Annotated in this window: 22 protein-coding genes; 15 read left to right on the forward strand and 7 right to left on the reverse strand. The window is 67.8% G+C overall.

Translation table 11 applies throughout. The features are described 5' to 3' along the window. Positions 1-3: 3 nt before the first annotated feature. The 9 genes from FOB72_RS10500 (at position 4) to FOB72_RS10540 (ending at position 9,798) form a co-directional block, all read left to right on the forward strand. Complete coding sequence (locus tag FOB72_RS10500; RefSeq protein ID WP_150372457.1) at positions 4-1,011, forward strand: ABC transporter substrate-binding protein; 1,008 nt, start codon at positions 4-6, stop codon at positions 1,009-1,011. Between the two features lie 18 nt (positions 1,012-1,029). Beyond that, positions 1,030-2,091: an ABC transporter permease gene (locus tag FOB72_RS10505; RefSeq protein ID WP_150372458.1), complete on the forward strand. Its 1,062-nt coding sequence runs from the start codon at positions 1,030-1,032 to the stop codon at positions 2,089-2,091. Then, on the forward strand, positions 2,085-2,870 hold the full coding sequence (locus FOB72_RS10510; protein WP_150372459.1) for an ABC transporter ATP-binding protein: 786 nt from the start codon (positions 2,085-2,087) through the stop codon (positions 2,868-2,870). Before FOB72_RS10505 ends, FOB72_RS10510 begins: the two co-directional genes overlap by 7 nt. Before the next feature lie 99 nt (positions 2,871-2,969). Next, entirely contained in the window at positions 2,970-4,133 is a 1,164-nt protein-coding gene (locus tag FOB72_RS10515) for a c-type cytochrome (protein ID WP_150372460.1), read from the forward strand. Positions 4,134-4,242: 109 nt separating this feature from the next. Continuing rightward, the gene (locus FOB72_RS10520; protein WP_150372461.1) at positions 4,243-5,859 is read left to right on the forward strand and encodes an ABC transporter substrate-binding protein; all 1,617 of its coding nucleotides are present in this window, start codon (positions 4,243-4,245) and stop codon (positions 5,857-5,859) included. Positions 5,860-5,863: 4 nt separating this feature from the next. After that, complete coding sequence (locus FOB72_RS10525) at positions 5,864-6,862, forward strand: ABC transporter permease (RefSeq protein WP_150372462.1); 999 nt, start codon at positions 5,864-5,866, stop codon at positions 6,860-6,862. Continuing rightward, a complete protein-coding gene (locus FOB72_RS10530; RefSeq protein WP_150372463.1) occupies positions 6,859-7,743 on the forward strand; it encodes an ABC transporter permease in 885 nt (294 codons plus the stop codon). The genes FOB72_RS10525 and FOB72_RS10530 overlap by 4 nt, the downstream gene beginning before the upstream one ends. Positions 7,744-7,765: 22 nt before the next feature. Next, the gene (locus tag FOB72_RS10535) at positions 7,766-8,842 is read left to right on the forward strand and encodes an ABC transporter ATP-binding protein (RefSeq protein ID WP_223851297.1); all 1,077 of its coding nucleotides are present in this window, start codon (positions 7,766-7,768) and stop codon (positions 8,840-8,842) included. Continuing rightward, on the forward strand, positions 8,839-9,798 hold the full coding sequence (locus tag FOB72_RS10540) for an ABC transporter ATP-binding protein (protein ID WP_150372465.1): 960 nt from the start codon (positions 8,839-8,841) through the stop codon (positions 9,796-9,798). Before FOB72_RS10535 ends, FOB72_RS10540 begins: the two co-directional genes overlap by 4 nt. A 4-nt stretch (positions 9,799-9,802) precedes the next feature. Here the strand turns inward: FOB72_RS10540 and FOB72_RS10545 are convergent, their stop codons facing one another. From FOB72_RS10545 to FOB72_RS10560, 4 genes are all read right to left on the reverse strand, one after another. Then, positions 9,803-10,867 (reverse strand): porin, encoded by a 1,065-nt coding sequence (locus FOB72_RS10545; RefSeq protein WP_150372466.1) that lies wholly within the window; start codon positions 10,865-10,867, stop codon positions 9,803-9,805. Between the two features lie 167 nt (positions 10,868-11,034). Then, positions 11,035-12,561: an amidase gene (locus tag FOB72_RS10550; protein WP_150372467.1), complete on the reverse strand. Its 1,527-nt coding sequence runs from the start codon at positions 12,559-12,561 to the stop codon at positions 11,035-11,037. Between the two features lie 32 nt (positions 12,562-12,593). After that, positions 12,594-13,592, reverse strand: coding sequence for a Bug family tripartite tricarboxylate transporter substrate binding protein (locus tag FOB72_RS10555; protein ID WP_191002130.1), 999 nt, complete (start codon positions 13,590-13,592; stop codon positions 12,594-12,596). Between the two features lie 60 nt (positions 13,593-13,652). Next, complete coding sequence (locus tag FOB72_RS10560; RefSeq protein ID WP_150372468.1) at positions 13,653-15,017, reverse strand: D-serine ammonia-lyase; 1,365 nt, start codon at positions 15,015-15,017, stop codon at positions 13,653-13,655. A 124-nt stretch (positions 15,018-15,141) separates the two neighbouring features. On the opposite strand from FOB72_RS10560, the gene FOB72_RS10565 reads away from it, so the two are divergent. From FOB72_RS10565 to FOB72_RS10585, 5 genes are all read left to right on the forward strand, one after another. Then, complete coding sequence (locus tag FOB72_RS10565; RefSeq protein ID WP_150372469.1) at positions 15,142-16,095, forward strand: LysR family transcriptional regulator; 954 nt, start codon at positions 15,142-15,144, stop codon at positions 16,093-16,095. Positions 16,096-16,338: 243 nt separating this feature from the next. Beyond that, on the forward strand, positions 16,339-17,379 hold the full coding sequence (locus tag FOB72_RS10570) for an ABC transporter substrate-binding protein (protein WP_150372470.1): 1,041 nt from the start codon (positions 16,339-16,341) through the stop codon (positions 17,377-17,379). Positions 17,380-17,384: 5 nt separating this feature from the next. Further along, entirely contained in the window at positions 17,385-18,242 is an 858-nt protein-coding gene (locus FOB72_RS10575) for an ABC transporter permease (protein ID WP_150372471.1), read from the forward strand. 3 nt (positions 18,243-18,245) lie between these two features. Then, a complete protein-coding gene (locus FOB72_RS10580) occupies positions 18,246-19,067 on the forward strand; it encodes an ABC transporter ATP-binding protein (protein WP_150372472.1) in 822 nt (273 codons plus the stop codon). Between the two features lie 42 nt (positions 19,068-19,109). After that, a complete protein-coding gene (locus FOB72_RS10585) occupies positions 19,110-19,841 on the forward strand; it encodes a GntR family transcriptional regulator (protein ID WP_150372473.1) in 732 nt (243 codons plus the stop codon). 56 nt (positions 19,842-19,897) lie between these two features. On the opposite strand, the gene FOB72_RS10590 is transcribed toward FOB72_RS10585, so the two are convergent. The 3 genes from FOB72_RS10590 to FOB72_RS10600 form a co-directional block, all read right to left on the reverse strand. Next, entirely contained in the window at positions 19,898-20,671 is a 774-nt protein-coding gene (locus FOB72_RS10590; protein ID WP_150372474.1) for an anti-sigma factor domain-containing protein, read from the reverse strand. Next, positions 20,668-21,249, reverse strand: coding sequence for a sigma-70 family RNA polymerase sigma factor (locus tag FOB72_RS10595; RefSeq protein ID WP_150373856.1), 582 nt, complete (start codon positions 21,247-21,249; stop codon positions 20,668-20,670). The genes FOB72_RS10590 and FOB72_RS10595 overlap by 4 nt, the downstream gene beginning before the upstream one ends. 114 nt (positions 21,250-21,363) lie before the next feature. Then, positions 21,364-21,921, reverse strand: coding sequence for a DUF3455 domain-containing protein (locus tag FOB72_RS10600; RefSeq protein WP_223851298.1), 558 nt, complete (start codon positions 21,919-21,921; stop codon positions 21,364-21,366). Between the two features lie 290 nt (positions 21,922-22,211). Between FOB72_RS10600 and FOB72_RS10605 the strand changes: the two genes are divergently transcribed. Next, positions 22,212-23,015 (forward strand): formate/nitrite transporter family protein, encoded by an 804-nt coding sequence (locus FOB72_RS10605; protein ID WP_150372475.1) that lies wholly within the window; start codon positions 22,212-22,214, stop codon positions 23,013-23,015. Positions 23,016-23,048: the final 33 nt, after the last annotated feature.

Genomic DNA, 23,048 nt, shown 5'->3' on the forward strand with positions numbered 1-23,048 from the left:
ATCATGAGCCAGAGCCATGCTACCAATGGCCGCCGACGCGTGCTGCGCGCGGCCGCCGCCACCGCCATTGCCGCGCCCGCGCTGATCCTCGGCCGCCAGGCGTGGTCCGCGCCGCGCAAGCTGACGTTCGCGTGGAACCAGAACTCGTTCTGCCTGACGCCGATCGTCGCGGCGCAGGAGCGCGGCTTCTTCGAGAAGAACGGCCTGCAGGTGGACCTCATCAACTACAGCGGATCCACGGACCAGCTGCTGGAATCCATCGCCACGGGCAAGGCCGACGCGGCGGTCGGCATGATCCACCGCTGGCTCAAGCCGCTCGAAGCGGGCTTCGACGTCAAGATCATCGGCAGCTCGCACGGCGGCTGCGTGCGGCTGGTCGGCGCGAAGGCGGCCGGCGTGACGAACCTGCAGGCCCTCAAGGGCAAGACCGTCGGCGTGAGCGACCTCGCCGCGCCAGGCAAGCACTTCTTCACGATCCTGCTCGCCAAGAACGGGATCGATCCCGATCGCGACATCACGTGGCGCCAGTATCCGGCCGATCTGCTCGGCGTGGCCGTCGACAAGGGCGAGATCCAGGCGATCGCCGATGGCGACCCAAACCTGTACCTGCTCGAGAAGCGCACCAACGGCGCGTATGTCGAACTGGCGACCAACCTCACCGGCGAATACCAGCGCAAGGTGTGCTGCGTGATCGGCGCGCGCGGCGAACTCGTGCGCAACGACCGCCCGGCCGCCGCGGCCCTCGCGCGCTCGATCGTGCAGGCCACCGATTTCGTGAACGAGAACCCGAACGAGGCCGCCAAGATCTTCGCGAAGTACTCGCCGAAGATCGATCCGAACGATCTGCGCAAGCTGTACTCGACGCTGACCTATACGCATCACCCCACGGGCACCGACCTCCAGGAAGAGATCGCATTCTTCGCGCAGGACTTCCAGCGCATTGGCGTGCTGAAGAAGACCACCGATACCAAACGCCTGGCGCAGCATGTCTACGCCAACGTCCTTGGATAACGCCGAAGGAGTCGCACGATGACGACAAGCCAACCGGCGGTGCCGACGCCGCTCGCGCAGCCGCTGCCCCGCGCGCGAGGCGGCATACGCGTCTGGAAGACGGGCCTGCTCGCGGCACTCGCGTGGGGCGCCTTCGGGCTGCTGACGTGGCAATGGCCGAATCATGTGGTCGGCTTCAGCGACTGGGCCTATACGAACGAGCTCGGCATCGCCGCGCTGGCCGTGGCCGCGTTGATCGCACTGATCGCGTTCTTCGCGCCGTTGCGCGGCGGGGCGGGCAGCCACGCCGGCGCGCGCAGCGCACCGCAACGCGCTGTTGCCGCGCTGCACCTCGCGGGCCCGTGGCTCGTTGCGGTTCCGGTGGTGCTGGCCGCATGGGAGATCCTGACCGCCAAGACCGCCACGCTGCCCACGCCGTTCTTCGCGCCGCCGCAGGCGCTCATCGAGGTCTATATCGACGACTGGAAGCGGCTCGGCGACAGCGTGGTCAATACGCTGCGGCTGCTGGCACTGGGCGTGGCCTGGGGCGGTGTGGCCGGCTTCCTGATCGGCGTGTCCATCGGCTGGTCGCGCCGCATCGGCTACTGGGTGCACCCCGTGCTGCGCGTGCTCGGTCCGCTGCCGTCCACCGCGCTGCTGCCGCTCACGTTCTACTTCTTTCCGTCGAGCTATTCGGCCGCCGTGTTCCTGATTGCCCTGGCGACCGCGTTTCCGGTGGCGGTGCTGACGTGGTCCGGCGTCGCGAGCGTCAACAAGAGCTACTACGACGTGGCGCGCACGCTCGGCGCTTCGGGGTGGTTCCTCGTGCTGCGCGTGGCCATTCCGGCCGCGCTGCCGCAGGTCTTCGTCGGCCTGTTCATGGGACTCGGCGCCTCGTTCTCGGTGCTCGTCACCGCGGAGATGATGGGTGTGAAGTCCGGCCTCGGCTGGTATCTGACGTGGGCGCAGGGCTGGGCCTCGTACGTCAACATGTATGCGGCGCTGATCGTGATGGCGCTGCTGTTCTCGGGTGTGATCACATTGCTGTTCGTCGTGCGCGACCGCGCGCTGTCGTGGCAGAAAGGCACGGTCAAATGGTAGCCATCGCGGAACGCGCGGAGAACGCTGGTGCGCATATCGACATCCGTCACGTCAGCCACGCGTTCGGCGACGGCGCGGCGCGCCTGCCCGTGCTGGAGGGCGTGAATTTGTCGGTCGCCCCCGGCGAATTCGTCGCGCTGCTCGGCCCGAGCGGCTGCGGCAAGTCGACGCTGCTGCGGCTCGTCGCGGGACTCGAAACGCCGGCCGACGGCGAGATCCTGCAGGACGGCACGCCGATCACCGCGCCCGATCCGTCGCGCATCGTCGTGTTCCAGGATCCGACGCTCTACCCATGGCGCCGCGTGTGGGACAACGTCGCGCTCGGCCTGCAGGCGCGCGGCATCGTCAAGCAGCAGCGGCATCGCGTCGATGCGGCGCTCAAGCGCGTGGGGCTCGAGGCGTTCGATCGGGCCTTTCCGCATCAGCTGTCGGGCGGCATGGCGCAGCGCGTGGCACTGGCCCGTGCGCTCGTCAACGATCCGCGCCTGCTCGTGCTCGACGAACCGCTGGGCAAGCTGGACTCGCTGACGCGCCTGGCGATGCAGAGCGAGCTCGTCGAACTGTGGCAGCGCTCGGGCTTCTCCGCGCTGCTCGTCACCCATGACGTCGAGGAGGCGCTGTTTCTCGCGCAGCGCGTCATCGTATTCAGCCAGCGGCCCGCGCGGATCACGGCCGAGCTGCACGTCGATCTGCCTTACCCGCGCCATCGCGGCGACCCGCGGCTGACCGAACTGCGCCACGAGGCACTGCGTCATCTGGGACTCGATGCCAGCTGGTAATACGTTGCACAAGCCGCGGCATTCGCGGGCCCTGCATCCAGCACGGCCGGTACGCGCGGCGCAGCCCGGGTACCGGCCGTCATCGTCCGGCGGGACGCGATGACCGCGCCGCCGCAATACTGGCTCAACGCCCTGCTGACGGGCATCGAACACGCGCAACTGTGGCTGCTGCGCGTGTGGCATGCGCTCGGCCTGACGGCTGACAGCCACGGCCAGCCCGCATGGCCATGGGCGCATCGCATCGTCGGCGAGACACTGCTGATCGACCTCGGCCTTGCACGGCAACTGCTGTGGTGCGCGGCCGCGATCGTCATCGCCCTGCTGGCGTTGCTGCTGGCCATTGCGTGGAAGCGCCGCCGCCTGCCCGTGCTCGCCGTGGGCGCGCTGGCACTGGCGCTGGCGCCGTGGCCCGCCGCGTCGCTGGTGCTCGGCCCCGCCGTCCCCACGAGCTTCCATGCCAGTCCCACGCATTTCTCTCTGGACGCCATCGCCCGTGGCGAGCGGCTCTACGCCGCGCACTGCGTCGCGTGCCATGGCGCGGACGGCCGCGGCGAAGGGCCGCTCGCCGCCACGCTGTCGCGCTGGCCGCCGACGATCGTGAGTCCGCTGCTGGGCCGCCGTCTCGACGGCGAGATGTTCTGGCATGTGCTCGACGGCATGCGCGATGCGCGCGGCGCCATCACCATGCCGGCCTTCGCGGGCGAACTCGGCGACGACGATGCATGGGCCGTGCTCGACTATATGCGCGTGCTGTCGGCACGCACGGGGGCTGCGGTGTTCGGCAGCTGGCCCGTGCCGTTGCGGCTGCCTGGCCTCGATGTGCAATGCGGTGGCGATCCGCCGCAACCTCTCGCGGCATGGCGCGGCACGCAGCGCGTGCGCGTGGTGCTGACCGATGGCCGCCCGGAATCGCTGCCGCTGGAAGATCCGCGCTTCCAGACCCTCGTCGTCACACGCGACGCGCGGCCATTGCGCGATGTGCCGCAATTTCGCGCGGCCTGTACCGCGGTGTCTCCGGCGGCATGGCAGGTATTCGCGCAGATCGCCGGCCTCGACGATGCGGCCCTCGCGCGCGCCAGTGGCACGACGTTGCTCGCCGATCGCCAGGGATGGCTGCGCGCGCGTGGCGCGCCCGGCGGCGATGCCGAGCTGCTCTGCAAGGTCGGCGATGTACCCGCTAATGCCAGACAGGATCTGACAGCACTGGTCCTCGCGATGGACGCCGAGCCCGTGCGATTCGTCAAGGGCGGCTTCGTGCACTGAGCCAGCCGCACGCCAACACAAACGAGATAAGCAAGCGCCAAATTCTTCGTTCGCGCGCGCGCGGCGCACACCTACCATCGATGGCTGCCTTCGACTCCTCTCACCCATCATGGATCGCCGCGATTTTCTAGCCAGTACCGCCCTGCTCTCCCTTGGCCTGCCGTTCTCGGCCGAAGCGTTCGCGCAAGCCGCGACATCCAGCGTCAAGCCCGTTCGCGGCGGCACGCTCAACGTCGCGGTATCGCCCGAGCCCACGCTGCTCACGTCGGCGTTCATCACGACGATGAACATCGGCCAGGTCTCGAGCAAGGTACTCGAAGGCCTCGTTGCGTACGACCTGAACCTGCAGCCGGTGCCCGCACTGGCCACGTCGTGGGAGACCTCGGCCGATGGCCTCACCACCACGTTCCATCTGCGCAAGGGCGTCAAATGGCACGACGGCAAGGATTTCACCGCCGCGGACGTTCGCTACACGCTGCTGGAAGTCTGGAAGACGCTGCATCCGTTCGGCCGCGCGGCCTTTGCCAACGTGACCGCCGTGGACACGCCCGATCCGCATACGGTCATCATCCGGCTGTCGTCGCCGGCGCCCTACCTGATCAACTACATCAACACGTATGGTGCGCAGGTCCTGCCGAAGCATCTGTACGAAGGCAAGGACGTGCTCAGCAATCCGGTCAACAATGCGCCGGTCGGCACGGGCCCGTTCGTGTTCAGGGAGTGGGTCAAGGGCAGCCATGTGAGGCTCGAGCGCAATCCGAACTACTGGCAGAAGGACCAGCCTTACCTCGACGGCGTCGTGTTCAAGTTCATCCCCGATGCGGCCGCGCGCACGGTGGCACTCGAAGCGGGCGAGCTCGATGTCGCGCTCGGCTCGAGCATTCCGCTGTCGAATCTCACACGCTTTCAGGACAAGCAGCGCTATCGCATCAATCTCGACGATGGCCGCTACCTCGCCACGATCTTCCTCACGCAGTTCAACGTGCGCAAGCCTTACTTCGCGGACAAGCGCGTACGGCAGGCGTTCGCCCACGCGATCGACCGCAACGCGCTGCTCAAGGTGGTGTTCCTCGGCTATGGCAAGCCCGCGACCGGGCCGGTGCCGTCGTCGGTGGTCAACTACTACTCGCCTGAGACCAGACAATATCCGTTCGACGTGAACAAGGCCAAGGCGCTGCTCGACGAAGCCGGGCTCAAGCCCGGCGCCGATGGCAAGCGCCTGCGCATCACGCTCGACTACGACGGCGGTGGCGGCGTCACCGCGAGCCGCCCCGCCGAGTTCATCAAGCAATCGCTGGCGCGCGTGGGGGTCGACGTCGAGTTGCGCGCCGGCGATACGGCGACCTATCTGCGCCGCGTGTTCACCGATCAGGATTACGACCTGATGATCTCGAGCCTCCATCGCCTGCCCGATCCCACGCTCGGCGTGCAGCGGCTGTTCTGGACCCGGAACATCATCAAGGGCGCGCCGTGGACCAATGGGTCCGGCTATTCGAACCCCGAGCTCGATCGCGTGATGGAAGCCGCGGGCCGCGAAGCGGACGTCGCCAGGCGCAAGGCGCTGATCAAGACATGGCAGCAAATCGTCCAGGACGACGTGCCGGTGCTGGATCTCGTCGAGCAGACGTGGGTCACGGTGTCGAGCGCGCGTTTCCACAAGACCACGCCGCAGGGCGATGGCCTGTTCGCGTCGTACGCGGACGCCTGGCTCGCGCCGAAGGCCTGACGCCATGCGACCGCGCGTGCTCGTCTTCCTGCGCCGGCGGTTGCTGCAGGTGGTGCCGGTCGTCATCGGCATCGCGCTGCTCAACTTCCTCATCCTGCAGCTTGCGCCTGGCGATGTCGTGGACGTGCTCGCGGGCGAGGCCGGCGCGGCAACGCCCGAGACCATGGCGCAACTGCGCGCGAGCTTCGGCCTGGACCAGCCGGTCTGGCTACAGCTCTTGCACTACCTCGGCAACGTGGCGACGCTCGATCTCGGCTTCTCGTACCGGCAGAACCTGCCCGTATTCGACCTGATCCTGCAGCGGCTGCCCGCCACGCTGCTGCTGATGGCGCTGGCGATGACGCTGGCCCTCGCGCTCGGCATCGCCTTCGGCGTGATCAGCGCGGTATGGGTCCATCGCTGGCCCGACCGGCTGATCTCGATGACCGCGCTCGTCGCCTATGCGATGCCGACGTTCTGGCTCGGCCTGATGGCCATCGTGCTGTTCTCCGCGCGGCTCGGCTGGCTGCCGTCTGGCGGCATGGCCGATGTCGGCGCGAACCATCGCGGCGTCGCCTACGTGCTCGATGTGGCGCGCCACGCGATCATGCCCACCTGCACGCTCGCGACGTTCTACCTCGCGGTCTACGCGCGGCTCGTGCGCACCGCCATGCTCGAGCTCGACGGCGCGGACTTCGTGCGCACGGCACGGGCCAAAGGCGCGGGCGAAGTGCGCGTGACGCTGGCTCATGCGTTGCGCAACGCGCTGCTGCCGCTCGTGACGATGGCGGGCTATCAGGTCGGTTCGCTGCTGAGCGGCGCGGTGCTCGTCGAGTCGGTCTTCAGCTGGCCCGGCCTCGGCCGGCTGGCCTTCGAATCCGTGCTCGCGCGCGACTTCAACCTGTTGCTCGGCATTCTGCTGCTGAGCTCGCTGCTCGTGACCGTCGTCAATATTCTGGTGGACCTGCTTTACGCGGCGATCGACCCGCGCGTGTCGATCGCCCATGCCGGAGGCCGTGCATGAGTACCGTTGCGCATCCGTTACCCACCCGCCGCCGCGGGCTGCCGGGCCTGCGCTTCGCGCGGCGGCATCCCACGCTGTCCGTCGGCGTGCTGCTGCTCGCGGCCATCGTGCTGCTTGCCGCGTTCGGCCCGCTGATCTTTCCGGGCGACCCCTGGGAGATGGCCGGATCGCCGATGCTCTGGCCCGGCGACGATCCCGCGCATCCGCTCGGTACCGACTTCATGGGCCGCGACCTGGCCACGGGGCTTGCGTCGGGCGCGCGCGTCTCGCTGCTGATCGGGCTCGTGAGCACCGCGCTGTCCGCCACGCTCGGCATTGCCGTCGGCGCGATCGGCGGGTACTTCCGCGGGCCTGTCGATACCGCGCTGATGCGGCTGACCGAACTGTTCCAGACGGTGCCCAAGTTCGTACTGGCCGTGGTGCTCGTCGCGATCTTCAAACCCTCGGTCACGACCGTGGTGCTCGCGATCGGCGTGGTCTCGTGGCCATCCACGGCGCGGCTCGTGCGCGCGGAGTTCCTGTCGCTGCGCGAGCGCGAGTTCGTGCTGGCGGCGGAGACGATCGGCATGAGCCACGCGCGCATCATCGTCACGCAGATCCTGCCCAATGCGTTGCCGCCCGTGATCGCGATGGCCACGCTGACCGTCGCCACCGCGATCCAGACCGAGGCCTCGCTGTCGTTCCTCGGTCTTGGGGATCCGAACGTCATGAGCTGGGGCACGATCATCGGCAGCGGGCGCGAACAGGTGGCCGACGCGTGGTACATCTGCGCGCTGCCGGGGCTTGCGATCGTGCTGACCGTGCTCGCGTTCAACCTCGTTGGCGAAGGGCTCAACGACGCGCTCAATCCGCATCTTCGGCAACGTTCTTCGGCAACGTAATGGGTAAGCGGGAGGAATGACCATGCCATTGCTCGACGTGCGCGGCCTGCGCACCACCTTCGATACCGCTACTGGCACCGTCACCGCCGTGCGCGACGTCTCGCTGACCATCGAGCGCGGCGAGACGCTCGCGCTCGTCGGCGAAAGCGGCTCGGGAAAATCGGTGACGGCCTGCTCGCTGCTGCGGCTGCTGCCGCGCCGTGGCGCGCGCGTGAGCGCGGGCGAGGCGTGGTTCGACGGCATCGATCTGCTTGCGCTCGACGATGCCGGCATGCGCGCGGTCCGTGGCGACCGGATTGCCATGATCTTTCAGGAGCCGATGTCCGCGCTCAATCCGGTCATGCGCATCGGCGACCAGATCGTCGAGGCCATTCGGCTGCATCGCCGGGTGAGCCATGCCGCGGCCGAGGCGCGCGCGATCGCGCTGCTCGAGCAGGTGCGCATGCCGTCGCCGCGCGAGCGCGCGCGGGACTTTCCGCATCAGCTGTCGGGCGGCATGCGCCAGCGCGCGATGATCGCCATCGCGCTGGCGGGCGAGCCCGATCTGCTGATTGCCGATGAACCGACCACCGCGCTCGACGTGACCACGCAGGCGCAGATCCTCGCGTTGCTCAAGCGGCTGCAGCGCGAGACGGGCATGGCGCTGCTGCTGATCACGCACGATCTCGGCGTGGTCGCGGAGACGGCCGATCGGGCCGCCGTCATGTATGCGGGACGCATCGTGGAACAGGGCCGCGTGGACGCCCTGCTCGCCCGCCCCGCGCATCCGTACACGGCGGGGCTGCTCGCCTCGCAGGCCATCGATGCGCTGGCGCCCGGCAGCCGCCTGCCCGAGATTCCGGGCACCGTGCCGCCGTTGTCGGCCATGCCGCCGGGATGCGCGTTCGCCCCGCGCTGCGCGCATGCGCGGCCGCAGTGCACGCAGGCGGCCCCGGCGCTTGTCGCGCATGGCGCGGGCCAGCTGGCCTGCCACGCGCCGCTCGTCTCGAGTCGCGACGCGGCGGAGCGACCCGCGCCGCACGGGGACGCATCGGGATGGCACCCGCCCGCGCCAGCCACCTTCGGCACGCCCCACGCACACGTGGAGGTCGCCGCATGACCGCCCCCCTTCTCTCCCTGCGTGGCGTTTCCCGCCACTACCGTACTCACGCCGGCACCGTACGCGCGCTGGACCGCGTCTCGCTCGACGTCCGGCGCGGCGAGACGCTCGGTCTCGTGGGCGAAAGCGGCTGCGGCAAATCGACCATCGCGCGCGTCGTCATGCGGCTGACGCCCGCCGACGAAGGCGAGGTGCTGCTCGATGGCGAAGACATCGCGCAACGAACAGGCCGCGAGCGCATCCAGATGGTGTTCCAGGACCCCGCCGCCTCGCTGAACCCGCGCGTGACCATCGGCCGCGCGCTCGAGGAACCGCTGATCGTGCACCGGCGCGGCAACGCGAACGAACGGCGCGCGCTCGTGCACGACATGCTCGACCGTGTGGGCCTGCGCACAGACATGGCCACGCGATTGCCCCACGAGCTGTCGGGCGGCCAGCGCCAGCGCGTCGCCATCGCGCGTGCGCTGATGCTGTCGCCGGACCTCATCGTCTGCGACGAAGCCGTCTCCGCGCTCGACGTCTCCATTCGCGCGCAGGTGCTGAACCTGCTGCTCGACCTGCGCGCGTCGCTCGGTATCGCCTATCTGTTCATCTCGCACGATCTGTCGGTCGTGCGGCATATGTCGGACCGCATCGCGGTGATGTATCTGGGGCAGATCGTCGAGTCCGGTCCGCGCGACGCGGTATGGGAGACGCCACGGCACCCCTACACGCGCGCGTTGATGGCGGCCGCGCCCGTGGTCCGTACGGGCGCACACCCGCAACCGCGCATCGAGACACGCCCGGTCATCGAAGGCGAACTGCCGAGCCCGCTCGCGCCGCCATCAGGGTGCCGCTTCCATCCACGCTGCCCGCTCGCGGTGCAACGCTGCCGCGAGGAGGCGCCGGTCCTGCGCGAAGTCGTCTTCCACAACGACGCGGCAACGCACCGGGTCGCCTGCCATCTCGCGGACTAGCGCATCAGAATCGATGCCGCACGCCGATGGTGACGGCGGTCTGGTTTTCGTCCGGCACCGCGGTTCCCACACCGCCGACGCCGATCGACGAGTTGCCACGGTTCCGCGCGAAGGCAACTTTCGTATAGACGTCGGTGCGCTTGGAGAACGAATAGTCGGCACCGACGATCGCCAGCCACGGATCCTGATTTCCATGGCGCTGATCGGTGTAATACACGCCGCCCAGCAGCTGGATCGCCCCGGTGATGTTGTACGTCGCGCCCAGCCAGTACAGGTTGGTGCGCAGGCCCGTCGCGGTCGGGCTGTCGGCGCCCTGGTCCTGCAGCCAGCGATAGCCGCCAAACAGCTTGAGCTGCCCGAACGTATAGTTGGCCCCGGCCGCAAACCGCTTGGCATTGCGCTGACGCGTGGCCTCGGTATTGCCCTGGTACTGGTCGTAGGCCAGGCCGAGCTGCAGATTGCCGATGTTGTAGCCCAGCCCGCCGCCGACGTCGCGCGACGTCTCGGGCGAGCCCGGGACTTCGCCGTCGTTGTTGCGGCCGAAGCTGTAGTAGCCGATCGCCGTGAGTCCGCCGAACTTGCCGGTGTACTTGACCATATTGTCGGCGCGGCCGTTGAACGCGGCATCCACCGACACCAGCGAATAGCGCGCGGGGACGCCGTACGGATCGAATGCCGCGAACAGATCGTAGATCGCGGTCTGCTGCCGGCCGAGCGTGACGGCACCGAACTGGTTCTGCAGGCCGACGTATGCCATCCGGCCGAACAGCCGGTTGCCCTGCGCGGACAGGCCATTGTCGATGGTGAAGCCGCTCTCGAGCGTGAACAGCGCGCGCATGCCCCCGCCGAGATCTTCCACGCCCCGCAGGCCCCACCGATTGGACGACATATTGTCCGAGGCCACGCGCACGGCCGTGCCGCCGTTGCCGCCGGGCGAATGCGTAACCGCCTCCACGCTGCCATCGAGAATGCCGTAGAGCGTCACGCTCGATTGCGCAAGCGCGCCTTGCGCCGCGCCGAGGGCGCACAGGGCGCAGGCAGCCACCACGGGCCGGATGACGGTTTTCATTCTTGTGGTCCCCCTGAAGCAACGCCGATGCGGGCGAATGCGGGCATGCGGGGACATTGGCAGAGGCCCCCTTGCTCATTCAAGCAGACGGCATGCTAAAACGAAACCGGATTTAGTGTCCGCGCACGCTGTCGCAAAAAACAGACGCGCGCGGACAGCGCTGGCGGTTAAACCGCCGAGGCACTAACGCCCTGCCCCACGCGCGCATCGAGCACGGGCGGTGCCGTGACGATCGACGTGAGCGACGGCTCCACGGGCCCGAGCTTCGCGAGGTCCGGCAGCGGACGCCGCAGCGCGGGCGACGTGGCAAACGCCTGTTCCATCGCGTGCGCGATGCCGAGCGTCTCGCGATCCTGGCGGAAACCGCCGACGATCTGCAGGCCGAACGGCATGCCGGCGTGATCGAGCCCGCAAGGCAGCGACAGCGCCGGGTGGGTGGTCAGCGTCACCACATACGTCGGCGCGAGCCAGCGGTAATAGTTCTCCTGACGCACGCCGTTGATCGTCTCCGCATACAACGACGTCCACGGGAACGGCGAGACCGGCGTGGTCGGCGACAGAATCACGTCGTAGTCGCGATAGAGCTGCTGGAAGCGCTGAAGGATGCGCGTCTGCTCGCTCTGCGCCCAGGAACTGTCCACGAGCGACATGCGCGCGCCAATCTCGTAGTTGGCCCGCGTGTTGGGACCGAGCGTCGACGGATCGCGCTCGTAGGCTTCGCGCGTGCTCGCGACGAAGCTCTCCGCGCGCAGCACGTCGAAACACCTGTGCGCGTCCCCAAGGTCCACGCTCACCTCGTCGCAGCTGCGGAACAGGTGTCGCATCGCGGCGATCTTCTCGCGGAACACGCGGCGGATGTCGTTATCGACGTCGCAGCAGCCGAAGTCCTCGGTGTAGCCCACGCGCAGGCGGCCCAGATCCATCGGCATCGGGACGAGGAACGACATCGGGTCGAGCGCGTACGTGAGCGGATCGGACGCGGACACGCCCGCCGAAGCGGCCAGTTGCAGGCACGCGTCGGCCACGGTGCGGCCCATCGGGCCGACCACCGAGATCGGCGTCCAGCCGAGCAGCTTGCGCGAGCTCGGCACCACGCCCGGCGACGGACGAAAACCGACCACGCCGCACTTGGCCGCCGGAATGCGCAGCGAACCGCCGGTATCCGAACCCGTGCACACGGGCAGCAGATCGGCAGCGAGCGCCGCGGCGGAACCGCCCGACGACCCGCCCGCATTGAGGCGCGGGTCGAACGGGTTGCCCGTGGCGCCCCAGACGTCATTGCGCGAGTTCGCGCCGGCGCCCATCTCGGGGATATTGGTCTTGCCGGCTACGATGGCACCGGCCGCGCGCAGGCGCGCGACCAGCACGTTGTCCTCGGCGGGCACGTTGTCGCGATACAGCGGCGAGCCATACGTCGTCAGCAGGCCGGCCGTCGCCTCCAGATCCTTCACGCCAAGCGGCAGCCCGTGCAGCAGGCCCAGCGGCGCGCCCGCAAGCACCGCGCGCTCGGCGGCCCGCGCTTCTTCCCGCGCGCGATCGAAGCACGTGGCCGTCACCGCGTTCAGGAACGGGTTCACGGCCTCGATGCGTGCAATGCAGGCGTCGAGCAGTTCGACCGGCGAGATCTCCTTGCTGCCGATCATCCGGCGCAGTTCGACGGCCGAGCGCGATACCAGCGTGGCATCCGTAGTCATGGGGTTGTCTCCCTCAGTGTGTTTTCGCAATATTAATCGGCGGTGATGTTCGCACGCTGCGCGGTCGCGCGCATCAGCGGCAGCTCGCGCGCGATCAGCGCGGACACGGCGGCACCGTCCGCATACGACGGCTCGAAGCCCGCGTCGAGCAGCTGCTTGCGCGTATCGGCATCGGCCATCGCGGCCGCCAGCGCGCCCTCGAGCTTCTTCTTCACGTCGGCGGGCAGGCCACGCGGCGCGACGAGCGCGAGCCACGTATCGGCATCCATGCCCGGGTATCCGGCCTCGGCCACCGTCGGCACGTTCGGCAGCAGCTGCGAACGCTTGGCCGTGGTCACGGCAATCGCCTTGACCTTGCCGCCGCGCACCTGCGGAATCGCGGCCGCGACCGTGTCGATCGTGAACGGAATCTGGCCGCCGATCAGGTCGGTCATCGCGGGCGCGCTGCCCTTGTAGGGCACGTGCAACAGCTTGATACCCGCGAGGTTGAACAACATTTCTCCCGCGAACTGCGCGGTGGTGCCGGCACCGAACGTGCCATACGAATACTTGCCCGGCGCGGCCTTCGCCGACGCGACCAGTTGCTTGAGATCGTTGACGGGCACGTCGCGATTCGCCAGCAGGATCAGGCCCGTGCGGCCCGTCAGGCCGATCGGCTCGAAGCTCTTCACCGGGTCGTACGGCAGCTTCGGATGAATGGCGGGGTTCACCGTGAACGTGGTGCCCGAGCTCAGGAACAGCGTATAGCCATCGGGCGCTGCCTTGGCCGCGAAGCCCGCGCCGACGATCGTGCCCGCGCCGGGACGGTTGTCGATGACCACGGACTGGCCGAGCTTCTCGCCGAGCTTCTTGCCGACGAGGCGGCCGATCACGTCGGTCGCGCCGCCGGGCGGGAACGGAATCACCAGCTGGATCGGCTTCGACGGATATGCCTGCGCCAGCGCGCTGCCGGCGATCAGCGCGGCGCCGCATGCGACGGCCACACGCGCGGCAAGGACGAAGCCGCCAGAAATCATGGGGGTACGAGTCATGGTGATTCTCCGCAAGGGTCTAACAGTTCAGAACGGTTCTGAGATGCCGCGGGTTGCCCGTTATTCGGGTGCCCGCGGCGGGATATCGTCATTCGCGCGCACCGCGATGGCGGCGCCGCGTTCGGCAAAGGCGGCATAGGCCTCGGGCGGCACGAACAGTCCGCCGGTGGTCCATACCAGATGCGTCGCGTTCGGCAACGCGTCGCCAAGGCCCGTTTCCCGCAGCCATTTCCGGCCCGCCGCGCTGTGCAGCAACATGTCCGGGCCGCTGAAACCGGCCGCCGCCGACGGTTCGACGTGCATGCCTTCGCTCACGCGCAGGCGATGCAGATCGAGGAACAGGGTGTCGTCGGCCACCGTGTAGCCTCCCGCAAGCATCGGCGTCATGGCCTCGGCCGCGAGTTCGGACGCGCGCGGCACCGCAAGGCCGTCGGCCTCGGTGCGGTTGTCGAGGCCGTAGTCGTACACGGACTTGCCCGGCGACAGCATCTCCACGAAGAAGCATGGCGACTGCGTGGGCTCGGCGAAGAACGCATGCACGTGGGGGCCGTAGATCTGACGCAGGCCGAATGCGATACCGGCCGGCGCGCCACCGACGCCGCAGGGCAGGTACACGAACAGCGGATGCGCGGCATCGACGACGATCCCCGCCGCGTCGAACTGGTCGCGCAGATGCAAGGCGGCGGCGCTATAGCCGAGCATCAGCGACAGCGAACGCTCGTCATCGACGAAGTAGCAATACGGGTCCTGCTCGGCCTGGCGGCGCCCGGCGGCCACGGCCTCGGCGTAATCCCCTTCATGCTCGACCACGTTGACGCCGCGCGCACGCAGACGCGCCTTCTTCCATTCCTTGGCGTCCGCCGACATATGCACCGTGGCGCGGAAGCCCAGCGCGGCGGCCATCACGCCGATGCTCAGGCCGAGATTGCCGGTGGAACCCACGGCCACTTCATAGCGCGCGAACAGTTCGCGGGCGGGAGCCTGCCCCAGGACGGTGTAGTCGCTCTGGCGCGTCACCAGCCCGTTCTTGAGCGCGAGCGACTCGGCGAACTCGAGCACCTCGTGAATGCCACCGCGCGCCTTGATCGAACCGGCCACCGGCAGGCCATGATCGGCCTTGACCCACAGCGCGCCCTGCGCGGGCTCGATGCCGAGCGCGCGCTGCATCGCGGACACGCGGTGCAGGCCCGACTCGATGCGGCCGCCGGTTTCCCGCAGTTCCGGAAACAGCTGCGCGAGCAGCGGCGCAAAGCGCAGGAAGCGGTCCTGAGCCGCCTGGGAATCAGCTAGACTAATGGCACGCCCGTCCACGACGGTCTTGACCTCGGCGGCATCGCTGCGCGCGGGATTGGTCCACAGCAGGGGCCGCGCCGCGCGCAGATCCTCCAGCAGCATGGGTTCTGGCGAAATTGTCTCTGTTGTCATCGTGTAATTTCCGTCAGCGGAAGCCGTGTGAAGCGGCGAAAAGCGTGTTGCGATGGATCTATTCTTGTCCCGATGGCACGGCCTCCACAAACCATTTGTACTGATCTATGTATTAGTCTGACTAATGGCTAACGTCCTGTCCGCCTCATTATTGGGCTGGCTGCGCTGTTTTGAGGCAGCCGCGCGCCACTGCAACTTCACGCAGGCCGCCGGCGAGCTCTGCGTGACGCAGGGCGCCGTCAGCCAGCAGGTGAAGCAGCTCGAACAATGGCTCGACCGGCCGCTGTTCCTGCGCACGCCGCGCGCGCTGGTGCTGACGCCCGAGGGCGAGCGGCTGCGCTTCGTGCTGCGCGAGTCGTTCCAGGCGATCGAAGGCACGCTCACGCAACTGCGCCGCCCGCGCGAACGGGGCGCGGTATCGCTCTCGTGCTCGCCGTCGTTCGCCATGGTCTGGCTGACGCCGCGGCTCGGGCATTTCTTCCGCCAGCATCCCGATGTCGGCCTGCGCGTCTACGGCGAATTCCACGCGCTGGACCCCTCGCGCATGGCGCGCGACGGCACCGAGGCCGCCATTCGCTTCGATCCGGGCGGCTATCAGGAACTTGCCGCGACGATGTTCCTGGAAGAATGGCTGCTGCCCGTGGCCAGCCCGGCCTATGTCGCCGCGCATCCCGAACTGCGCAGCCCGTCGGGCCTGCGCGCCGGCATGCTGCTGCACGACGTCAGTCCGTGGGACGGCGCCGGCGAGTTCGACGAGTGGCAATGCTGGCTGCGCCATGCGGGCCTCGAACTCGACGATGCGGCCGGGCATGGGCAGCGCTTCAACCTGTCGCAGCTGGCCGTCAACGCCGCGCTGGCCGGACAAGGCGTGGCGATGGGACGCTCGGCGCTCGTGCTGGAAGAGATCGCGGCGGGCCGGCTTGTCGATCTGTTCGGCATTCACGCGCGCAGCAATGCGTCCTATCACTTCGTGAGTACGCACGCGCAGGCGAGCCAGGTGGCCGAGGTGCAGGCGTGGCTCGTGCGCGAAGGCATGGAGTTCCACGCCAACCGGCGGCGCGTGCTAAAAGTCGGCTAGCACTGGCCAATATGGTGCGCGCGCGGTGCGGCACGCACCGGAGTCGGGCGCGGCGCATCGGGCCAGCGGCGCGCGCCCGCCCCGCCCCGACCTCCATTCCCTGGTCTCTATTCCCTTACTTATCAACGACTTCGCGTCGCCCGGGGGCGCTCGCGCCTGGCTTGGCACGCCCCTTGCGAATCTTGGATTCAAGAATGGATATTTTCCTCTCCCAACCTTCGCCTGCCCAATAAGGAAGCCTCGATGCCCAAGTCGCCCCTCTCCGCCACCCCCGCTTCCGCCACCCCCGCTTCCGCCACGCCTGCTTCGGCCACGCGCCGCCGCGTGCTGAAAGCCACCGGCGCCGCCGTGGCCACGCTCGCCGCCCCGGCCTTCGTGCGCGCCCAAGGGTCGTCCAAGCTGCGTATCGGCTTCTGGCCCGTGGCATCGGGGCTGCCGTTCTTCGCGGCGATCGAGAAGGGGTACTTCAAGGAAGCGGGCCTCGACGTGGAACCCCTGAAGTTCGCCAGCGCGCAGCAGGTCATCGAGGCGATCCTGTCCGGCCGCTGCGACGGCAGCGCCAGCGGCACCGCGTCGGCGGCGCTGGCTCTCGGCGAAATCGCACAGCCGGGCCTGCTCAAGATCTTCTGCACCAATCCGACCAACGCGAAGTACGTGCTCGAAGAAATCGTCGTCGCCAAGGACAGCCCGATCAAGACCGTGGCCGACCTCAAGGGCAAGCGCGTGGCCTGCGGCCCCGGCGTGCAGAACGTCACGCTCGCCAAGACCATTCTGGAGCGCGCGGGCGCCGGCAAGATGACCGTGACCGAACTGCCGATCGGCCAGCACGTGGCCGCGCTCGCGTCGGGCCAGATCGACGGCGTCTACACGCTCGAACCCACGGGAACCGTGGGCCGCCTCAAGGGCCTCACGCGCACGATCGAAGCGGGCGTGGTCGCGCGCTATATCCTCGGCGACCCGATGGCCCCGTGGCATGGCGGCTCCGCGAGCCTCACGTCGGAACTCATCGGCAAGAACAAGGACGTCGCCACGCGCTATATGACCGCGTATCGCCGCGGTGTCGCGCTCGTCAAGCAGTCGCCGCAGGAAGCGCGTCCGTACCTCAAGGGCTACACCGCGATCGAGGGCGACCTGACCGCGGAGGTGCCGATGTCCGATTACGTGTTCTACGACGAATTCAAGGCCAGCGACGCGGCCTACTTCCAGAAGTTCTACGACCTGTTCTCCGAGAAGGGCATCTTCTCGCGCAAGGTCGACGTCAACGCGATGCTCTACAAGGGGTAACGATCATGGGCGAGCTATCACGCACCGAATCGCCGGGCGCGGCCACGGCCGCCGCGGCAACCGCCCCGGGATGGGCACCGCCCGCGTCGCAGGATGCCGCGCCGCGGCGTCCGTTCTCGGAACGGCTGCTGCCGTTCGTGGGACCGATCGCGCTGTTCATCGTCTGGGACGTGGTGGTGCGGCTCGGCTGGATCAAGGCGATCCTGCTGCCGAGCCCCATCGACACGATCGCGGCGCTCGCGAGCGGGCTGGCCGGCGGCGCGCTGCTGACCGACTTTCTTGTCACGGTCTCGCGCACGCTGCAGGCGTTCGCCATCGCGGCGGTCATCGGCATGCCGCTCGGCGTGCTGCTCGGCAGCAACGAGCGCGCGTACCGCAGCGTCGAGTTCCTGATCGACTTCTTCCGTTCGACGCCCTCCTCCGCGCTGATTCCGCTGTTTCTGCTGATCTTCGGCGTGACCGATATCAACAAGATCGCCATCGCCGCGTTCGGCGCCGTGCTGATCGTCGTGTTCAACAGCGCGTACGGCGTGATCAACGCCCGCAAGCAGCGCGTGATGGCCGCGCGCGTGATGGGCGCCTCGCGCTGGCGCATCTTCCGCGACGTGCTTATCTGGGAAAGCCTGCAGCCGAGCTTCGTGGGCCTGCGCTCCGCGGTGTCGATGGCGCTCGTGATCGTGATCGTCGCCGAGATGTTCATCGGCTCCGAGAACGGCCTCGGCCACGCGATCATCGACGCGCAGCAGGTGCTCAACGTCAAGACCATGTACGCGGCCATCCTCGCCGCCGGTGCACTGGGCTATGTCCTCAACATCGTGTTCATGCTGATCGAACGACGCATCGTCCACTGGAGCGGAAGGTAAATCATGAGTGCCGTCATCACGCCCGCCCGTCACGCCGACGTCCCGCCACCCGTGTTCCGTCCGGGCCCTCCGGGCACGCATATCACCATTCGCGGCCTGACCAAATACTTTGCCGGCTGGCCGCTCTACGAGAACTTCGATCTCGACATTCCCAAGGGCAAGATCGTCTCGGTGTTCGGCCCCAACGGCTGCGGCAAGAGCACGCTGATCAATATGATCGCGGGCCTGATCCCGATCGATCGCGGCGAGATCCTGTTCGACGGCAAGTCGCTCAAGGACACGCGTATCGGCTACGTGTTCCAGAACTATCGCGAGGCGATGTTCCCGTGGATGCGCACGATCGACAATATCGCCTACCCGCTGCTGCTCGAAGGCCGCAGCAAGGCCGAGGTCGATCGCCGCGTGGCGGAGCTCGTCGCATCGTTCGACGTCAAGTTCGATCTGCACCGCTACCCGTATGAACTCTCGGGCGGCCAGCAGCAGACCGCGTCGATCATGCGCGCGCTCGCGCCGCGTCCCGAGGTGCTCTTCCTCGACGAACCGTTCTCGGCGCTCGACTTCGAGATGACGCTGTTTATCCGCGAGAAGCTGCAGGAAGTGTTCATGCAGACGGGCACCACGATGCTGCTGGTCTCGCACGACCTCGAAGAGGCCGTGTACCTCGCCGACCAGATCCTGCTGCTGACCAAGCGTCCGACCCGCGTCGCCGAGATTCTCGACTACACCGACGCGCGGCCGCGCACGGTGGAAACGCTGTCGCAGGCAAGCTTCGTCGCGGCCAAGCGGCAGAGCCTCGAGATCTTCCAGCGCGAGGTCAGACGTTGAAGACAATCGGCGTACACTGATGCGACATTCACCGAGTCAATCATGACCGACGCCACCCTGACCGACGATCGCGTGCTGCCGGACGATGTACGCACCTCGCGCGCGGACAGCGTCTATGCCCTGCTCAAGCGCGATATCGCGGACTTCCGCCTGATTCCGGGCGACCGCTTCACCGAGGCGGAGGTCTGCGAGCGCCTGCACGTGTCCCGCACACCCGTGCGGCAGGCGCTGTTCCGACTCAAGCAGGAGGGTTTCGTCGACGTGAGCTTCCGCGCGGGCTGGCGCGTGCTGCCCTTCGACTTCAGCAAGCTCGACGAGCTCTACGAACTGCGCATGCTGCTGGAAACGGAAGCTGTGCGCCGCGTGTGCACCATGGATCGCGAGACCATGGACACCGCGCTCGCCGAACTCGCCGCGATCTGGCTCGTCGCGCCCGAGCATCGCCTGTCGGACCTCGCCCATGTCGGGGAACTCGACGAGGCGTTCCACTGCGCGTTACTCGACGTGGCCGGCAACACGGAAATGGCGCGCGTGCATCGCGAAGTCACCGAACGCATCCGCATCGTGCGGCGCCTGGACTTTACGCGCCAGGCGCGCGTCGATGCCACCTACGACGAGCACGGCGCGATCCTCCGCGCGATCCTCGCGCACCGCGCCGACGAAGCCACGCGTCTGCTGCGCACGCATATCGGCACGAGCCAGGCCGAAGTGCGCAAGATCACGCTGCACGAGGTCTACCTGGCCAAGAGCCGCGCACATGGTGGCGCGGATTAGGGTGGCGCGGACTAGGGTGGCGCGGACTAGGGTGGCGCGGATTAGGGCGGCGCCGACTAACTGACCTTCAGCGCGCGGCCGATATAAAGAATCGGTCCCGTCGGCCGGCCGATCGGCGAGCCCGTCGCGGGCTCGAGCGTGATTTCGAACAACTGGTTCGGTTGTAGCGCCGGAAGCTTGTCCAACGGAATTTCCACGCGCTGCCCCGGCTGCACGAGACCCAGCGATACCGGTCCCGTCCAGTCATCGCCCTTGGTCCAGAACTGCAGTGCGCGATCGGGCGGCGCGGCTTGCGCGCCGAGCGGAATCAGCGTGATCTTCTGCGAGGTACTCGCCTGGATCAGCCAGCCCGGCGTCTTGTCGCGCGGTTCCGCAAGCACCACCACATAGCGTGGCGCCGGTGGCGGCTGCAGGATCTGCCGGCCGAGCAGCACCGCCAGCACGACCGCGCAGGCGGACGCCCCGAGCGCGAAGCCGCGCCACACGGGCAGTGCCTCCCACCAGCGCGGCCGCCCCCGGTCGGCACGCACTGGCGGTGGCACTCGGTAGCCGACACGCTCGGCAATCGTTTCCTCGATACGCGGCCACGTCGCGGCATCCGGCTGCACCGGCTCCACGAGCGCCGTCATCGGATGCAGCCTTGCTTCCCATGCCTGCACGCGCGCGGCCAGCTGCGCATCGGTGGCCATGCGGCGCACCACGCCCTGCCGGCTGGCATCGGACAGCGTGCCCAGCACGTACTCGCCCGCGAGACGATCGATCTCGTCGTCGTGGCCGTCGTGGCCGTCGTCGGGCGCATTGTGGTTCGAATCTGGCGGGCCGGCGCTCATTGCATGCACTCCCTTAATGCCTGCAGCCCGCGGCGAATCCATGCCTTGACGCTGCCAAGCGGCGCACCGAGGCGCGCGGCGATTTCACTATGGGAGCACCCGTCCAGATACGCGTACATCAGGCTGTTGCGCCGCGGCTCGTCGAGGTGTTCGAGGCAATCGTTCAGGCGGCCCATCAGCACGCGCGTCTCCCCGGCGTCCGCGCGGCCGACCGAGGCCGCGTAAGACGCCTCCGCATCGATCGCCTCCGCGGCCTCCTCGTCGGGCGTCACCACCCTCAGGCGGCCCCGCACGACGTTGAGCGCTTCATGCCGGACGATGCTGAACAGCCAGCCGCGCGCGGCACCGCGCGCATCGTCATAGCTTTCCGCGGCCGTCCAGATCTTCACGAACGCGTCGTGCAGGACATCCTCCGCCGTCTGGCGGTCGCGCACGATGCGTAGCGCAACGCCGAGCAGATATGGCGACGCATGATCGTAGAGACGGCGCAATGCCTCCGCATCGCGCGCGGCGCAACCCGCGATCGCGCCCGCATAGTCGAAGACGTCTCGGACGAACACATCCTGCATGGCCGACATGGAATCGTTCAAGACAGCGCCTCCCGCGCAACGCGAACGTCCCGGGGCGGATGCCCCGGACCGGATCTGCCAACGATCATATCGCGCCAACAGGCGTTTGACGCTGCCCTCCCGTCACGATGCGGAGGCTTTCCAGAACAGATAGTCCGCCTGATACTCGACCGTTTGCCTGGCCCCCGCGTTACTACCGGAGCACGGCGTCCCCGGCGCCGCGCCGCCCTTGGTCGCCACGCGCTGGATATACGTGACACCGGACATGCTCCCACTCCCCTGCGCGGGGTTGGCCTTGACTAGCTGATGCGGAATATTGCCGGCGCCGGCGGGAGAGACGGCGACCTGCGTGGCGGTGACTTTCGACCCATCGAGGGATTCCCAGGTGGCCGGTGGGCCATAGTATTTGCCGACAGTCTTGCCGCTGCGATCCATCAGCGTCGCCGTCGGTCCGACGAACGTCCATTCATGGGCGTCCGTGGTGTTCGCTTTCAGCTTGCACTCGTAGAGCAATTGCCCCGCGCCGACCGTCTGCATGACCATGGCGTGGCCGGCCGGCACGCGGATCGGTTCCGCCACGGCATTGGGTTGTGCGGCGGTACTGGTCATCATGGGCTTGTTCGACGAACACGCGGTCAATGCCGCGGAGCCCAGGATGGTAAGCAACAGCATTCGTTTCATGACGACGCTCCCTCGAGGTGATGTTGGCTGTCGCAACCATGGGGTTGCACTAGCTCTACACACGAGCGGGCCATTTGGATGCAGCGTGCGAAAAATAAATCCGTTTCGCTTTCGCGGGGCTGCACCGAAGCGGGGGACACAAAGTTACGCGCACGCGAAGGGTACAGTGGCGCGGCGCGGGAATATCAGGGTTTTCCCGCAGTCGCAGGACTATCATTGCTCACACGCGGCATATGCAATGCGCCGCCGGAAGCCATCGCCCCCTGCTCCATCGCCCCCCCCTCCTCGCCATGTATCAAGACACCATCCAGCAGCTTGCCGAGACCGGCGCCCACAAGGCGTCGAAGGCCCGGCTGGCACCGTTCGCCTATCTCGTCGGCGCCATGATGGCCGGCGCCTATATCGGCTTCGGCGACATCCTGATGTTCTCCGTTTCCTCGCACGTCGATCCGGCCTACGCCCGGCTGATCGCGGGCGCCGTCTTCGCGTCGGCGCTGACCATCGTCATCTTCGCGGGCGCGGAGCTGTTCACGTCCACGGCCATGGTGATGCCGCTCGCCAACCTGCGCGGCACGACCGATATCCGCGGCACCATCACGGTCTGGTCCATGAGCTGGACCGGCAACCTCATCGGCGCCGCGCTCCTCGCGGCAATCGTGCACGCGGCCGGCGGCGGCGTGATGCTGACCGACGGCGCCGACGCGTTCTTCAAGGTGGCCCACGCCAAGATGAGCGGAGCACCGCTGGAACTGTTCGCCAAGGGCGTGCTCTGCAACTGGCTGGTCTGCCTCGCGGTATGGATGGTGGCCAGAACCCAGAGCGACAGCACGAAGCTCGCGATGATCTTCTGGCCCATCTTCGCATTCGTGGCCGGCGGGTTCGAACACAGCGTCGCCAACATGTTCGTCTTCTCGCTAGCCCTGCTCGGCCCGCACCCGGACACCATCACGCTGGCCGGCGCCATCCACAACCTGGTCTTCGTCACGCTGGGCAACCTCGTCGGCGGCAGCGTGTTCATGGCGCTGGGATATTGGGTCCAGCAGAGCGAAGGCGAACCGCACGCCAAACCCGCGGGCAAGACGGTCGTCCGATAACCAACGCTGCGCACGGACGAAAAAAAAGGGACT

Source organism: Cupriavidus pauculus (assembly GCF_008693385.1).
In the GTDB taxonomy this organism is placed as follows: Bacteria; Pseudomonadota; Gammaproteobacteria; order Burkholderiales; family Burkholderiaceae; genus Cupriavidus; species Cupriavidus pauculus_D.

Excerpts from the sequence above, each read along its gene's own strand:
- FOB72_RS10565 (WP_150372469.1), top strand. The coding sequence starts at position 15,142 with ATGGCTAACGTCCTGTCCGCCTCATTATTGGGCTGGCTGCGCTGTTTT.
- FOB72_RS10580 (WP_150372472.1), top strand. The coding sequence starts at position 18,246 with ATGAGTGCCGTCATCACGCCCGCCCGTCACGCCGACGTCCCGCCACCC.
- FOB72_RS10585 (WP_150372473.1), top strand. The coding sequence starts at position 19,110 with ATGACCGACGCCACCCTGACCGACGATCGCGTGCTGCCGGACGATGTA.
- FOB72_RS10500 (WP_150372457.1), top strand. The coding sequence starts at position 4 with ATGAGCCAGAGCCATGCTACCAATGGCCGCCGACGCGTGCTGCGCGCG.
- FOB72_RS10520 (WP_150372461.1), top strand. The coding sequence starts at position 4,243 with ATGGATCGCCGCGATTTTCTAGCCAGTACCGCCCTGCTCTCCCTTGGC.
- FOB72_RS10510 (WP_150372459.1), top strand. The coding sequence starts at position 2,085 with ATGGTAGCCATCGCGGAACGCGCGGAGAACGCTGGTGCGCATATCGAC.
- FOB72_RS10540 (WP_150372465.1), top strand. The coding sequence starts at position 8,839 with ATGACCGCCCCCCTTCTCTCCCTGCGTGGCGTTTCCCGCCACTACCGT.
- FOB72_RS10595 (WP_150373856.1), bottom strand. The coding sequence starts at position 21,249 with ATGTCGGCCATGCAGGATGTGTTCGTCCGAGACGTCTTCGACTATGCG.
- FOB72_RS10545 (WP_150372466.1), bottom strand. The coding sequence starts at position 10,867 with ATGAAAACCGTCATCCGGCCCGTGGTGGCTGCCTGCGCCCTGTGCGCC.
- FOB72_RS10600 (WP_223851298.1), bottom strand. The coding sequence starts at position 21,921 with ATGAAACGAATGCTGTTGCTTACCATCCTGGGCTCCGCGGCATTGACC.
- FOB72_RS10515 (WP_150372460.1), top strand. The coding sequence starts at position 2,970 with ATGACCGCGCCGCCGCAATACTGGCTCAACGCCCTGCTGACGGGCATC.
- FOB72_RS10605 (WP_150372475.1), top strand. The coding sequence starts at position 22,212 with ATGTATCAAGACACCATCCAGCAGCTTGCCGAGACCGGCGCCCACAAG.
- FOB72_RS10530 (WP_150372463.1), top strand. The coding sequence starts at position 6,859 with ATGAGTACCGTTGCGCATCCGTTACCCACCCGCCGCCGCGGGCTGCCG.
- FOB72_RS10525 (WP_150372462.1), top strand. The coding sequence starts at position 5,864 with ATGCGACCGCGCGTGCTCGTCTTCCTGCGCCGGCGGTTGCTGCAGGTG.
- FOB72_RS10560 (WP_150372468.1), bottom strand. The coding sequence starts at position 15,017 with ATGACAACAGAGACAATTTCGCCAGAACCCATGCTGCTGGAGGATCTG.
- FOB72_RS10505 (WP_150372458.1), top strand. The coding sequence starts at position 1,030 with ATGACGACAAGCCAACCGGCGGTGCCGACGCCGCTCGCGCAGCCGCTG.
- FOB72_RS10575 (WP_150372471.1), top strand. The coding sequence starts at position 17,385 with ATGGGCGAGCTATCACGCACCGAATCGCCGGGCGCGGCCACGGCCGCC.
- FOB72_RS10590 (WP_150372474.1), bottom strand. The coding sequence starts at position 20,671 with ATGAGCGCCGGCCCGCCAGATTCGAACCACAATGCGCCCGACGACGGC.
- FOB72_RS10555 (WP_191002130.1), bottom strand. The coding sequence starts at position 13,592 with ATGACTCGTACCCCCATGATTTCTGGCGGCTTCGTCCTTGCCGCGCGT.
- FOB72_RS10570 (WP_150372470.1), top strand. The coding sequence starts at position 16,339 with ATGCCCAAGTCGCCCCTCTCCGCCACCCCCGCTTCCGCCACCCCCGCT.
- FOB72_RS10550 (WP_150372467.1), bottom strand. The coding sequence starts at position 12,561 with ATGACTACGGATGCCACGCTGGTATCGCGCTCGGCCGTCGAACTGCGC.
- FOB72_RS10535 (WP_223851297.1), top strand. The coding sequence starts at position 7,766 with ATGCCATTGCTCGACGTGCGCGGCCTGCGCACCACCTTCGATACCGCT.